At 50.6% G+C, this 13221-nt stretch carries 13 protein-coding genes; 6 read left to right on the top strand and 7 right to left on the bottom strand.

The window, feature by feature from the left end; genetic code table 11:
- The first annotated feature begins 12 nt into the window (after positions 1–12).
- The 3 genes from gshB (at position 13) to L9P87_RS00665 (ending at position 4489) form a co-directional block, all read left to right on the top strand.
- Entirely contained in the window at positions 13–1059 is a 1047-nt protein-coding gene (gene gshB / locus L9P87_RS00675; RefSeq protein WP_237442750.1) for a glutathione synthase, read from the top strand.
- Entirely contained in the window at positions 1043–3037 is a 1995-nt protein-coding gene (locus L9P87_RS00670) for a flavohemoglobin expression-modulating QEGLA motif protein (protein WP_237442749.1), read from the top strand. Before gshB ends, L9P87_RS00670 begins: the two co-directional genes overlap by 17 nt.
- Before the next feature lie 282 nt (positions 3038–3319).
- Positions 3320–4489, top strand: coding sequence for an MFS transporter (locus L9P87_RS00665; RefSeq protein ID WP_237442748.1), 1170 nt, complete (start codon positions 3320–3322; stop codon positions 4487–4489).
- Between the two features lie 55 nt (positions 4490–4544).
- On the opposite strand, the gene L9P87_RS00660 is transcribed toward L9P87_RS00665, so the two are convergent.
- Genes L9P87_RS00660 through L9P87_RS17845 form a run of 3 tightly spaced genes read right to left on the bottom strand, consistent with a single transcriptional unit; the run spans position 4545 to position 7289 of the window.
- Complete coding sequence (locus tag L9P87_RS00660) at positions 4545–6641, bottom strand: patatin-like phospholipase family protein (RefSeq protein WP_237444343.1); 2097 nt, start codon at positions 6639–6641, stop codon at positions 4545–4547.
- Positions 6641–7153 (bottom strand): hypothetical protein, encoded by a 513-nt coding sequence (locus tag L9P87_RS00655; protein ID WP_237442747.1) that lies wholly within the window; start codon positions 7151–7153, stop codon positions 6641–6643. Before L9P87_RS00655 ends, L9P87_RS00660 begins: the two co-directional genes overlap by 1 nt.
- A gap of 10 nt (positions 7154–7163) precedes the next feature.
- Positions 7164–7289, bottom strand: coding sequence for a hypothetical protein (locus L9P87_RS17845; RefSeq protein ID WP_290368469.1), 126 nt, complete (start codon positions 7287–7289; stop codon positions 7164–7166).
- A gap of 105 nt (positions 7290–7394) precedes the next feature.
- On the opposite strand from L9P87_RS17845, the gene L9P87_RS00650 reads away from it, so the two are divergent.
- A complete protein-coding gene (locus L9P87_RS00650; RefSeq protein ID WP_237442746.1) occupies positions 7395–8924 on the top strand; it encodes a PQQ-dependent sugar dehydrogenase in 1530 nt (509 codons plus the stop codon).
- A 205-nt stretch (positions 8925–9129) separates the two neighbouring features.
- A complete protein-coding gene (locus L9P87_RS00645) occupies positions 9130–9501 on the top strand; it encodes a VOC family protein (protein ID WP_237442745.1) in 372 nt (123 codons plus the stop codon).
- Positions 9502–9535: 34 nt separating this feature from the next.
- On the opposite strand, the gene L9P87_RS00640 is transcribed toward L9P87_RS00645, so the two are convergent.
- Complete coding sequence (locus L9P87_RS00640) at positions 9536–10102, bottom strand: hemerythrin domain-containing protein (RefSeq protein ID WP_237442744.1); 567 nt, start codon at positions 10100–10102, stop codon at positions 9536–9538.
- A 308-nt stretch (positions 10103–10410) separates the two neighbouring features.
- On the opposite strand from L9P87_RS00640, the gene L9P87_RS00635 reads away from it, so the two are divergent.
- Positions 10411–12108 (top strand): DUF885 family protein, encoded by a 1698-nt coding sequence (locus tag L9P87_RS00635; RefSeq protein WP_237442743.1) that lies wholly within the window; start codon positions 10411–10413, stop codon positions 12106–12108.
- Positions 12109–12196: 88 nt separating this feature from the next.
- Here L9P87_RS00635 and L9P87_RS00630 read toward each other — a convergent pair whose 3' ends face one another.
- The 3 genes from L9P87_RS00630 to L9P87_RS00620 form a co-directional block, all read right to left on the bottom strand.
- On the bottom strand, positions 12197–12448 hold the full coding sequence (locus L9P87_RS00630) for a hypothetical protein (RefSeq protein ID WP_237442742.1): 252 nt from the start codon (positions 12446–12448) through the stop codon (positions 12197–12199).
- Positions 12449–12524: 76 nt separating this feature from the next.
- Positions 12525–12788 (bottom strand): DUF3081 family protein, encoded by a 264-nt coding sequence (locus tag L9P87_RS00625; protein WP_237442741.1) that lies wholly within the window; start codon positions 12786–12788, stop codon positions 12525–12527.
- A 48-nt stretch (positions 12789–12836) separates the two neighbouring features.
- Positions 12837–13169 carry a DUF6482 family protein gene (locus L9P87_RS00620; RefSeq protein WP_237442740.1) on the bottom strand — a complete coding sequence of 111 codons (333 nt, stop codon included), beginning with the start codon at positions 13167–13169 and terminating at the stop codon, positions 12837–12839.
- Between the last annotated feature and the right edge of the window lie 52 nt (positions 13170–13221).

Raw genomic sequence — 13221 nt, 5'->3', positions numbered from 1 at the left:
AGGAGTTTGGCTATGAAAATCTGCTTTATTATGTACCCCTGGGAACGCGTCGAAGCCGAGACCGATACCACCCTACGACTAGTACACGAGTGCTTTGCTCGTCAACATACTGTGGCCATCGCAACGCTACAAAACCTCACCATTCGCGATAATACCGCCAGTGCTTTTTGCGACGTCATCAGCAAGAAAACCAAGCAGACCGATAATATTATCAGCTTCTACCGCAATACCGTGTTTCGCCGCTGCCTGCTGCCGCTGGCCGGCTTTGACGCCATTATTATGCGAGCCAATCCACCGCTGGATACGCTGGCCCTCAATTTCTTAGATTCTGTTCGTGATGACACCTTTATCATGAACGATATCGACGGATTACGCGTGGCCAATAACAAGCTATACACCGCCTCTTTCAACGATGCCGCCAGCGAGTTTATTCCCGCCACCCACGTGTCCAAGAACCGCGAGTATTTAGAGCGTATCTTCGATGAATCAGACTGCGAGAAAATGATACTCAAACCCCTCGATGGTTTCGGTGGTCGCGGCGTCATTGTGGTTGAGAAAAACGCCCGCCAAAGTTTTAAGTCCTTACTGGAGTTTTACATTGGTGGCGACTCCAACGGCCAGAATGGCAACTATGTCATCCTGCAGGATTACGTGCCCGGCGCGGAGCAAGGCGATGTACGCATTTTAATGCTCAATGGCGAACCCATCGGCGCCATGCGGCGGATTCCAGCCGATGGCGATGTACGCTCCAACGTGCATGCTGGTGGCCGGGTCGTCAAGCACAAGCTGACCGAGCAAGAGCGCAAACTGTGCCGCCTGATTGGCCCGAAACTGGTCCGCGATGGACTCTATTTTACCGGCATCGATGTGATTGGTGAAAAACTATTAGAGATCAACGTGCTCAGCCCCGGGGGTATTACCCGAATCAATAAACTCAACCGAGTGAAACTGCAAGGCCAGGTAATCGACTTTGTCGAAAGCGTGGTCAGCGCCAAGGAACTCGTTCGTAACCGTAAAAGTCAATTCCGTCAGGTAATCGAAGATGCAGACGCTGTCTGAAACCCAAATGCTGGCGGCAATTGACGCTGGCGAGTGCTTTGAAGCAACACTGGACGACCACTCTTTAACCCTCAAGATTGAAGAGTATGTGCCCTATATTTGCACGGCGATTCACGCAGGCCAACGCCTGCGTGATGAGCTGCAGGCCAATTGTTTATTGAGCTACCACGAGCGTCAGCACGAGGAAGACCTGTTCACCGACCAGCTGATCACCTCGTTCCCTATTACCCTGTGTGTTAACGATTCGCGCTACGAGTACGATGTTAACCGGGCACCCGACCAGGCCATTTACCAAGCGGCCTGGGGCAAGCAGGTATGGGCGGAGCCGATCAGCGCCGAACAAAAGCGAACCAGCCTGGCCAAGCACCACCGCTACTTCCGCATCCTGAAAGCGATTCTCAGTCATTTAGAGCTGCGTTTTGGTGGCTGCTTATTAATGGATGTGCACTCTTACAACTGGCAATCACGAGACTACCCCGTCGCCCCGGTATTCAATATTGGCACCGCCAGAATTAATACCAAACGCGGCAAAAGCATTCTGCAACAGCTTGAGGCGACGCTGGCCGACATTGAACTGCCCAATATTGCAACCACTGTGCAGCGTGATGTGGTGTTTATGGGCAATGGTTATCATAGCTATTTCATCAACCGTAATTTTGGTAACACCTATGCAATCCCGTTAGAAATCAAAAAGATTTTTATGGATGAATACACCGGCGAGGCCTTTCCATTAGTCTTGGACGCCATTCATCAAGGTTTGTATTTAGCCGTATTAGCGGCGGCATCGGCTTTTAATGATAAATTTAAGCGAGCCAAGCTATCGCCATCACAATTACTGCCCACTCATACCGACCGCGGCTTAATTGCCGTCGACAAGGCATTGCATAAGCTCACCCAAAACTTTGCCACCCTGAGTTACGTCAACCCGACCAACCTCAGTCAGGAAAAACGACGCTTTCTCAGTCGCCGCCACTACGACCCGCAGTTCACCTACAACCAACTGCGCATAGACCCCTATGAGTTCAAAGAGCAGCTCTATAGCCTGCCCGTGGCCGACATTCAAGACCCGACGGTGAGAGCCCTGTATCGCGATGTGATTAACGGCTACGCCACCAAGGCTGAAATGCTGAGCAAGGTGGGCACGCCGGAGTTTTTATACAACTCGATGCGCTACTACGGTGAGCCCAGTGCCAACGATATTGCCAACGCCGAGTTCTTTCTGCACGCAGCCGAACTGCCAGGCTTTGTCGACGAGCCAGAAGACATCAATGCCGAACAGGCAAAAAAGATGTTTCAGCTGGCCGCAGCCGAGATGAAACTCGATTGCAAGGTGTCGATTTCATCAAAAATCGTCGCCAAGGCCATGGTCGATAACAACCGAAAAACAGTGCTGATTAATCGCGATGCGATGCTGACCCAAACCAATGTCAACGCGCTTATTCACCACGAAATTGGTGTTCACCTGGTGACCACCTTAAACGCCAATCAACAGCCTTTAAAGGTGTTTAAATTAGGGTTGCCGGGAAATACCTATACCCAGGAGGGCATCGCCATTCTGGCCGAGTACCTGTCGGGCAACCTCAACATGACCCGGTTGAGAATGCTGTCACTGCGGGTATTGGCCGTCGACATGATGGTCAAAGGCTTTAATTTTCGCCAGGTGTTTAACCGACTAACCACCGACTATGGGCTCAGCGATGACCAGGCCTTTACCAAGACCATGCGGGTCTTCCGCGGTGGTGGCTTCACCAAGGATTATCTCTATCTGCGCGGTTTTAGAGATGTTTTGTCGCTGTATAAAGAGCGTGACATCACCTCGTTGCTGGTCGGCAAAACCGGCTTAGATTATATCGATACGCTCAGCTCGCTGATCGAACGCGGTATTATCAACCCGCCAAAATATGAGGTACCCGCCATCGCTGCGGTGCAACCGAAAAGCAATGCAATTATCGACTACCTTGTGTCGTCGATTAAATAGAAAAACCCCACCGCCTTTTCGTCCAACCCACGGCGAAAAGGCGAAACAAAAAGGATAAAATTTAAAAAAATAAACTGCCACACCCCCTTTCAACAGTTAGCTATAAGTAAATACCACCACATAAAATCAACGACAGAACAAAAATATAATTTTTTTAAAAAAGTTGTTTACATTGATGGAATGTGACCTTACAGTGCGCCGAAATAGCCCCTCGGGTTATATTAACAAACACTGTTGTCAATCAACATTCATTACTATGCGGTATTTATTGGAGTAAAAAAGGTGGATATAACCGCCGTCGTCCCCGACCAAAACAGCACTGTTGTGCCAGTACTGGGTTTATCATTTTACGCAATGGCATCGGGCTATTTAATGAGCCTGATTCCGCTGTCACTGCACTCATTCGGTTTGAGCGAGACACTGACACCTTGGCTGGTCAGCGGTTTTTATCTTGGCTTACTGATGGGCGCGACACAGGTTGAGAGCATTATCAGCAAACTTGGCCACCGTCGGTCGTTGCTACTGTTTCTCAGCATTATTTTGCTGACAACCCTGGCGATGATTGCCCTGCCCTCGGCCGCCGTTTGGCTGGTAGCGCGGCTGATTGCCGGCTTTGCCGTCGCCGGTGTCTTTGTGGCTATTGAATCCTGGCTGTTAATGGTAAATACCGCCAAGCAACGGGCCAAGCGGCTCGGCTTGTATATGGCCTCACTGTACGGCGGTACCGCCCTTGGCCAGCTGGGTATTGGCCCTGTCGGTATCGAGGGTGTGGTGCCTTATTTAGTGGTTATCACATTACTATTAATGGCCATTATGCCGCCATTGATGGTGACCAAGGGTCAGCCGGCACACAGCCAGGCACAGCCGTTGAGCTTTGCCCAACTGAAGGAAATCAACAGGGCCGCCATGCTGGGGTGTTTCATTTCAGGCATGTTATTGGCGCCGATTTACGGTCTGATGCCGGTGTTTATCAGCGACGGTATAGGCACCGATAAAACCGGCATACTAATGGCCTCGATTATTATCGGTGGCATGTTGGTGCAGCCTATTATCAGCCTGTTATCACCGGTAATGAGTAAGAAATTTCTCATGTCGGCGCTATCGCTGATCGGCGTTGCGGCGGTGGCTATTATTGTTATCGCCAACAGCTTTGCCCTGCTGGCAGTGGGATATATGTTACTGGGTGCCTGTACCTTTGCCCTCTACCCGATTGCCATCACGCTGGCCTGTGATGCCTTAGAAGTCGGCAAAATAGTGATTACCACTCAAATCATGCTGTTGAGTTACAGCGTAGGCTCGGTATTCGGTCCGTTATTGGCCTTCCAAGTCAGCAGTAATATCGACAAAGGCCTGCTGCTGTATCTGGCTATTTGCCTGATCACCAGCGGGGTTTACATGCTCATCAAGGCAATAATAAAAATGCGCAGTGACAAAGCCACTCTGGCGGGCTAAAGCCTAAAGAAAACCAATACCGCACCACCGCAACGGTGGTGCGGTATTGCCCTCTCTATTTTTTCGGCCCCAATGAATCGTAAAATGCCTTTTCACTCTTACGCTGACGTTCGATATCCTCATCCCATCGCCTTATCTTATCGACAAGAAATGTTTTTGCATTATAAGAACCCAAGTCACGGTATGCGCGATACTGCGCCTCGCTATACCAAATATCGGCTGTCGAGTTATGTGGAAAGCTATTCTGTTGCTTCTCTATTTCACTCTGATAGTACGCTCTAACATTTTCAGGGTAACCTGGCTGCTCACGGCACAACGTTTCAATGTCCGATGGGTACGGTAGGCGTCCATCACAGCGCTGTTTCAATAAATCCTTCTTGACCGATAGTTTTATGTAAAGAATGTCTAGTTGTTCCCTGCCAGGGAAACCTGTGACTGTCAGTGAAAATACCGGGGCGGCTTGGAGGGCATTAAAATCACTGGCAAGCGGGCAGGTTTCTTCGCCAGTCTCACCACATGACAGGTTAAGGTTAAGTTCGTGCTTGAGCTTTACTTTCAGGCGATTTAACGCATCGAAACCATACTCGGGATCATGTTCCGCATCGACAACCACTATTTTTTTCGTACCCCGCTTAATCAGTGAAAACAGGCCAAGATTCTCTGCATGACCACCATCACTTAATCGCAGCGTGGTTTTATAATCCTCAGGCATTAACAAACCCAAGGGAAAGCCCCCGATTACTTTATCGCTCCAAAATCGCATCCCCCCCCAAAAGCTTTGCTGACTGCTGGGATCTCTCATTTTATAACCCAGATTGGCATTTGAAATAGCTAACAGTGGATCAAGTAGACCCGATACCTGCTGTGCACCACTATCCGCAGCTGCGCCAGAGGTGGCATATATTTTTGACATATAACTGGGAGACCAAAGTTCAGCATCGTCAATATAACCGCTGTAGTCACTGCCATAGGCCAACGGCGTAAAGCTATAAACACTTTTGGTCAGTGAAAAGTCATCGTAGGCCTCATCGCTGTCAAACAACGAAGCGCGGTCAGAACGCTTGGTATTTATAATCGGCAATGTCATCGGAGCAATAGCCTGCTGGGATTCATTAGCACAGTGGTTATACGCTGTCATGAAATCTCGGTAGTGGCCAAACTTTAACTCATCAATACGCGCGTTCGGCCGCCAAAACATAAATGCGCCGTTGACACCGTTGTAATACTGCTTTCTGTCGTAGTTAAAGTAATCCACATAATCGCTGTACTCTGGGTTGGTCACCAAGCCATAAGTACGCTCCAACCCCTTGCGATAGGCGTTGGTAAAAACCGAGCCATTATAGATATTAGTATCAAGTAACAGATCGGTGCCCCAGTAAAAAGGCAGAGTGACGAGATGAGTGGCTACCAAGCCTGTGGTTTCTGCACCCTGCACAAAGCTTGAGGTTGAATAGTTGATGATGTCAGATTGACGTCCGATATGATTCTGCGCCGCGGTTTTGGCGACGATAGAGCCCTCTTCCCTAGTCGCAAAAATATCATCTAACGAATAATTATATTGTTGTCGTTCGATACGCTGGCAAAATTTATTCAGGTCGCCATCAGGCCCAACATCATTGAGCAATGTCGAGTAATACTCTAAGCCTTTATCATCTGGCAGATATTGATAATAGCGATGAATGAAATACCAAAAAGCGGTGTAACCGCCACCGGACACAGAGGAGATTGAGTCAAAGTTCTCCAGTTGATCTGCCTCATTCAAGGCCTTCATCACCCCCATCGAGTATGAGGCCGCTCGGGTCCCGCCCCCCGAAAGCGCCAAGGCATAACTATCGGTTTCAAAACGTTTAGGGGGAGTATGCGCATTGGTGCACTTTTTGTATGCGGCATCCAGTTTCGTGCTCTTATCGGAGGTAACATCGTAGCCGTGACGCAAAAATAGCTCTTTACAGAATTGCAGGCGGAAAACACTATCCACGCGTGCAGCCTCGGTCGTTGTCGTCACCAGCAAAACATCGGACGACTTATTCTTACCCTGGTCTTGTGACTTAGTCCTGTCATCCGGCTTCTGTCCCAGAAACCCTTGACCATTTTTAAAGCTTGAGCAGGCAACCAGGGCCATAAGCATTACCACAACCGCTATATAACGCATCACTGAACAGCCTCCAATTCAAGCAGTAAGTACCCTTTGTTATTACCGTAAAACCAACCCGCATCATTGACAAAACCACTGAAATTACCGCTCTTGGTGGCGGTAAATTGATAGCTGGCCGGCTGATCGGTCAGTTTGCTCATATCCGAGACTGCAATCATAGAATCCTTGGCGCACTCGTCCGTCGCCACTATCAACTCAAACCACTCATGGTTTTTAGACTGTTTAAAATGTGACATAAAGGTAGAAGTGCTCAGTGACTGATTGCAGAAACCGGTCTCATCGATAGCCCCTTCTGCGTCTTGGTCACTATACGTATGATCTTGGCAGCGCTCAACCGTCGCCGCTGGTGGCCGGCTAATCACTATATCACTGTCCTGCAGGCGAGATTTAGCAACAACCGTCAACCGATATTTTTTGTCTTTGACCAGCGGTACTGCCGACTGGGCGCAGCGCTGGTGGGCAAAGAGCTCGATACGATAGACGCCTTGAGGAAAATCAGTGTCAGCCATTAGTGGCGCGTTATTGATAGCCGCAGGCGAACAGCCAGCGATCATAAGAAAAGCTGATGCCGCCATCAGGGGCGGGTAATTTTTTAACATTAGCAAACACTTCCATGGTATCGGCGATAATTATTATGCTCACCATGATAATTATTATATGGTGATGAGCACAAGCTTATTTGGGGTAAGAAAGCCTCACCTCGGCAAGTCTAACTGATGACCAACGACCAAAGATAAGAGCATAACAATAATGAAAAAATGGCTACTCCTGTTCATCCTTTTACTGGCGCTGACCCCGGTCATTATCATCGGTGGCGGTCTGGTGCCTATTACCAGTGTCGCGGTGTTGTGGAACACCCTCACCGGCAGTGGTATCGACACCCCACAACAGCAGGTGTTAGATCAGCGTTTTCAATTAGCCGATGGCTTCAGCCTGAATGTCTATGCCGGCGACTTACCTAATGCCCGCTTTATGGCCATCAGCGAACACCAGGCAATACTGGTCAGCAGGCCCCACCAGGGCGACGTGGTGTTGATTCAGCCCGATCAACAGAACAAGACTGTCGGCGGCCAGCGCGACATTCTAATACAGGGGTTGACCCGTCCCTCCGGCATAGCAATACACCAGGGCTGGCTTTATATTGGTGAGGCCAACCGCATTGGTCGTATTGCCTTCGACAGCGCAACGGCATCGACCAGCGGCGATTATCAAACCCTTGTCAGCGGCCTAACCGACGACGGTAATCACCCCTACAAACAAATCAAGATTGGCCCCGATGGTATGCTGTACCTCTCTCAGGGTTCGACCTGTAATGTCTGTTTAGAAGAGGACAGCCGCCGCGCCACCATGAGCCGCTATCAACTCGACGGCAGTGGTGAACAGCTGATTGCCACCGGCCTGCGTAATACCATGGGCTTTGATTGGGCACCGTGGAATAACGCGCTCTATGGCACCGATAACGGCCGCGATATGCTCGGCGACGATTACCCGCCCTGCGAACTCAACTTAATTGAAGCTGGCCAATTCTACGGCTGGCCATATTTTAACGGTGCCAACCAGGCTGACCCGGATTTCCCTGAGGCGCCTAAGGCCTTGGCCAGCAGCGCACAACCACCGGCGTTTGAGTTCCCCGCTCATAACGCACCACTGGGCATGACTTTCATCGACGCAGCCACACTGCCTGATCGTTTTGAAAAAACCGCCCTCGTCGCTCTGCACGGCTCATGGAACCGTTCGGTACCCGACGGCTACAAGGTGGTTTCACTGCATTGGCAACAGGGGGAAATTGTTAGCCGCGACTTAATCAGTGGCTTTGAGAAAAACGCTGATGTGATAGGCCGCCCAGTGGACATTGCTCAGGGCAGCGATGGGGCCATTTATATCTCTGACGATTACGCCGGCGCCATCTATCGCCTGGTGTATGATGGTAACGACAACCAACAGAATGCCGCCACCTCAACAGCTACCGCACCAGCCACCTCGGCTGCGCTAACACCGATCAGCTTAACCACACCGAGCTGGCTAACCGATGATAACCGCGAGGCGCTGTATCAACGAGGCCAAGCGATTGTAGCTCAACGGCCCTGTCTCAGGTGTCATCAAACCGCCACCCCCAACAGCAATTTAGATCTCGCCAGCATAGGCCAACGACGTCAGTATCAGCAGATCATCGAGCGGCTAATACAACCCACGCCACCGATGCCCAACTACAGCTTCAGCGAGGAGGATCAGAAAGCGCTGGCGGTGTATCTGGTTTTTGAATCGCTGAAACCCAAATGACTGTGAGCCTGCACCAGCGGCTTAAACATTAGGTTCAGTAAAGCCTCCTCACTGTGCGAGAGCATATCCTGCTGGCGATAGGCCGCCATGATATGCGTTAACCACCGTCCTGCCACGCGCTCATATCCAGCGCAATAGCGGTTGCACAGCCTGTTGGCATCTGTCACATTAAGCGCACTCAATAAGCGAATAAATAGGTAATACTATGATTGGATACGTCACCATTGGTGTTAGTGACATGGAAAAAGCCAAGGCTTTTTATCTTGAACTGCTGGCAGACCTCGGCGCAAAACTGATGATGGATATGGGCCGTATTGCCTTTATCGGCACCGAAGACGGCGGTACCATGCTGAGCATCTGTGTGCCCTTCGATGAGGGCGACCCACAGCCGGGCAACGGCAATATGATTGCTATCAACCCCGGCTCTAAAGCCCAGGTTGATGCTCTCTACCAAAAAGCCATCAGCCTCGGCGGTACCTGTGACGGCCAGCCTGGCCAGCGCATCCCCGATATGTTCTACGGCGCCTACTTCCGCGACCCCGATGGCAACAAGTTCGCCTTTGCTGAATTCGGCTAGGCCATGACACCGATCTGCGTCACCCTATTGCGGCCTAGTGGGCCGCAATAGCCCTGCCCTGTTTTTCAATCTCCGCCGCCATTTGGCAAAAGTGATCACGGCTGATATTGACCGCCTCGTCGAGGTTATCATCGACATATAAATCGCTGGCTATCACCCACCACTGAGAATCTGTTAGCTTGGCCAAAACAGGGAATATACGCTTGTTTTCGGTTTCCAAATGAGCCAACTGATCATCTAAATAATGATCAAACTGACGCAGAATCGTCGTCAGCGGTACCACCGCATCATTGGCAATGGCGTCGAAACTTTGCTGCAAATCTCGGGTTTCTCGCTCCAGCGTTGTGTGCTGCTGTTGCAGCTGGGCAATCACATCGCCATCGCCTAGGGAGTGCTGTAGCAGGTAGGTAAAGGCTCGTTCCTCGAGGGGGTGATGATATTGCTCAGGGTAGGCCTGTATATAATCCAGCGTTTCAAGAATCAGCGGTAAGTCATGCTCTTGGTCGACATCTTCATAGGCATAAACAGCCGCCTTTAACACCCGTAAGACACGGGCAATGTGTTTATGATCGTCGACTAATTGATGAAATAAATTATTCATTATCGTCTCCTTACGCGAATCCTCTTGCTCGGCCAACCGTGGCAGAAGCATCAGAGGCAGCTAATAACCTGATAGATTTCAGGGTTAAATTCATAGTAGCGGCCTAGCGACCACCATAACTCGTCCAAATGGACGAGGCAGAGCAACTAATCGACAAACTATTTTACGTTTACGACGTCGAAGCCATCATAAACACGAAAACTGGCCTGTATTATGCTTACATTTTTGTCAGTGGTGAGCAGTGCTTTACAGTATCGGGCAAGCACGCGAAAATAGCCTTTTTCCGGCTATCACAGGGCTGATCAACAATGACCAACTTCGCCACCATAGAGCAACAATTTAAAGACTTTGTATTAGCCGATGCCGATACCAGCATGGCACTGGGCGCCACCGACCACCTTGGCCAGTTAGGCGACCCCAGCCTGGCGGCGGCCAAAACCCGAGATGAGGCGGCTAAAACCTTGCTGCAACAATTGCAGAGCGCCGAGACAGAAGGCTTTGACCAGCAGCTGGATCTCGACTTAATGCAGCGTTATCTTCAGCAAGCGCTGTTCTTTGATGATTTACAACAGCACGGCCAGCCACAGCGTCGCCGCGCACCCGGAGGCGTAGACGGCATCAGCGCCGGTATTTTTCAGTTATTCGTCAACGACGAGCGCCCCGCCGAACAGCGGTTAGACAACATTCTCAGCCGCTTATTACAGGCGCCGCACTACCTCGCCGTTGAGGCCGAGGTGATTACCCAGCCCATTGCCCGCTGGCGTGATATCGAGCTTGATCAGGGTGCCGGCATTGCCGATCTGTTAGCCACCATCGTCGATTGGGCTGCAGCAGAGACCTACCCACAGCTGGGCGCCTTAAAAAGCGCCGTTATCGCCTGTAATACCGCCCTCGACAGCTATCTGGCCGATTTAGCCGGCCGCGACGCCAAAACCAACTTTGCCATCGGTGAAGAGAAAGTCTGCCAGCTATTAGCGCTACGCAATATCCAGCAATCACCAGCACAGCTGGCCGCCATGGCCGCCACTTTTATGGCCGAGACAAAAGCCCTGCTGGCCGAGCTAACGGTTAAGCTGAACCGTAAGTACCAACTGGCCGAGACCACCACCGAGGCCGAGCTGCACGAGTATCTTAACCAACGCTTTGCCGCCACGCTGAAAGATGGTCGCTTGGATTCAATACTCGATCACTACACCGATCAAATCAGCGACATCAACGACTTTGTCAGCGACAGGCAATTGTTCGCCCTGCCCGAGCAGCAACAGATGAAGATTTTGCAAACACCGGGGTTTCTAGAGCCGGTTATTCCCGCCGGTGCCATGTGGCCCCCCTTGGCACTGCGCCCCGGCAGTAAGACCAGCCTGGTCTATTTAACGCTGAAAGAAGACCAACTGGCCGAACACACCGCCCTGGGCATTCCGGTGATGATGATTCACGAGGGCATCCCCGGCCACCACCTGCAGTTTGCCACCGCCGCCCAGCACCCGTCGTTTATTCGTCGCATCTTTTCGGCTAACGAACATGCCGAGGGATGGACAACCATGCTGGAGGATTACATGCTGGATGTCGGTTATATCGCCGATGATTTAGTTGACGAGGTACGCTTTATCGCCAAACGCGAAATGTCCCGTTTGGTTGCCCGCGTGGGTATCGACCTCTATTTTATGACGGCCAACAAAGACTATTTAAACGTTGGACTGGATTTAGACTTTGACAGTGACGATGTGTTTGTTAACGCCGCCAAGCTGTTAAAAGAAGCCACCGGTTTTACCGATGGCCGTGTGCAGGCCGAGTTAAACTGGTACAGCACCGAGCAATCCTACCCGCTGAGTTACCTCACAGGCAATCGATTGGTGTGGCAATTAAAACAGGATATACAGCAGGCAAATCGAAAAGAATTGAACAGCAACGAGCTGGATCGCGCCTTCCATAAAGTCTATTTGCAATCGGGCTGCATGCCGGTGGAGAATTTACGTCTGGTGTTTAACGAGCTGGGCTATTTGTAGCAGAGGAAGCAAGGAGAGTGGCTGCTTGTGTATTAACTGACGCCAATCAACGAGCGGCCAAGGCGAATGCCTCAGGCCGCTGGGTTTGCTATTGAGTCAGCAGCGCCTTTGTGGCTTTGTCGACATCGACAGAGTCGGCAGCTTTTTCTTTATCGACCGAATCATAGGCTTTTTTGTAATCGACCTCTTCGCTGGTGGCCGCCTCAACCAACTTCTTTTGGTCGACAGAATCTGCAGCTTTCTCTGTATCAACAGAGTCAGCCAGGCCTTTGTAATCAACAGCGTAAACGGGTGCAGAGATCATACCGGCGACCAACATCGCCCCAAATAATGCTTTCATAGTACTTCCTATTTTATTATGTCCAACAGTCCAGTTTATCAGTGTAAACAGCCCACCACCGATAGCAATAGCCGGTTTAGTGGTATTGCGCGTCCAGAGCCTGCAACTGGCTGACAAACAGCGTTAAAGCGCGGCGGCTGGGGCTGTTTAAATGAAAGCTGCTATGGAAGTGAATATCCAAACGCACCAAGGCATCTTGCAGGCAGACGTTATAGCCATCAAAGTCGCTGCTGGCGGTTAAACCCTGCCAAGAGTATTCATCACCTTGGCGAACACCCTGGCTAAGCACTAAATTAAACACTCGCAGCGCCTGCACCACATCCACACAGGTTTCATCCATAGGTCTGCTCCTTAGCCAGTACGCTCAAATGCTCACAGCCATAGTGAACTAATGGGCACCAGGCTGAGGCCTAACATCAAACATATCGACATGGATGGGGGCAGCAATACTCAGTGTGTTAGGGTGATCGCACACCGGCTGGCCAACCATTTCATCGTAGGCGCTGTCCTGTATCAGGGTCATTTTTTTAATATCGCAGCGACAAAAATCTTGATAAATCTGGCCAATAGACAGGGCACGATACGGGTCGCGACCCTTCAACACCTGCACCTCAATACCGGCCACCATCATCCTGACGGTATATAAGCTTTGGCAAAGTGACAAAATTTGTAATTCATCAATACTGTGGCGAGGGAGTTGCTTGAGTTTAACCGTTTTCATCCTAGGCTCCTGCTTAATCAATAAAGTCGTAATGCTGTACGCAGGGGATGGG

The sequence above is a fragment of the Sinobacterium norvegicum genome (genome assembly GCF_923077115.1).
GTDB classification, from domain to species: domain Bacteria; phylum Pseudomonadota; class Gammaproteobacteria; order Pseudomonadales; family Sinobacteriaceae; genus Sinobacterium; species Sinobacterium norvegicum.
Note: the sequence above shows the minus strand (reverse complement) of the source record. Positions and strands in the feature narration are given on the sequence as shown.

Coding starts and splice junctions, on each gene's coding strand:
- L9P87_RS00670 (WP_237442749.1), top strand. CDS start 1,043: ATGCAGACGCTGTCTGAAACCCAAATGCTGGCGGCAATTGACGCTGGC.
- gshB (WP_237442750.1), top strand. CDS start 13: ATGAAAATCTGCTTTATTATGTACCCCTGGGAACGCGTCGAAGCCGAG.
- L9P87_RS00635 (WP_237442743.1), top strand. CDS start 10,411: ATGACCAACTTCGCCACCATAGAGCAACAATTTAAAGACTTTGTATTA.
- L9P87_RS17845 (WP_290368469.1), bottom strand. CDS start 7,289: ATGGTGAGCATAATAATTATCGCCGATACCATGGAAGTGTTTGCTAAT.
- L9P87_RS00660 (WP_237444343.1), bottom strand. CDS start 6,641: ATGCGTTATATAGCGGTTGTGGTAATGCTTATGGCCCTGGTTGCCTGC.
- L9P87_RS00620 (WP_237442740.1), bottom strand. CDS start 13,169: ATGAAAACGGTTAAACTCAAGCAACTCCCTCGCCACAGTATTGATGAA.
- L9P87_RS00630 (WP_237442742.1), bottom strand. CDS start 12,448: ATGAAAGCATTATTTGGGGCGATGTTGGTCGCCGGTATGATCTCTGCA.
- L9P87_RS00655 (WP_237442747.1), bottom strand. CDS start 7,153: ATGGCTGACACTGATTTTCCTCAAGGCGTCTATCGTATCGAGCTCTTT.
- L9P87_RS00640 (WP_237442744.1), bottom strand. CDS start 10,102: ATGAATAATTTATTTCATCAATTAGTCGACGATCATAAACACATTGCC.
- L9P87_RS00650 (WP_237442746.1), top strand. CDS start 7,395: ATGAAAAAATGGCTACTCCTGTTCATCCTTTTACTGGCGCTGACCCCG.
- L9P87_RS00645 (WP_237442745.1), top strand. CDS start 9,130: ATGATTGGATACGTCACCATTGGTGTTAGTGACATGGAAAAAGCCAAG.
- L9P87_RS00625 (WP_237442741.1), bottom strand. CDS start 12,788: ATGGATGAAACCTGTGTGGATGTGGTGCAGGCGCTGCGAGTGTTTAAT.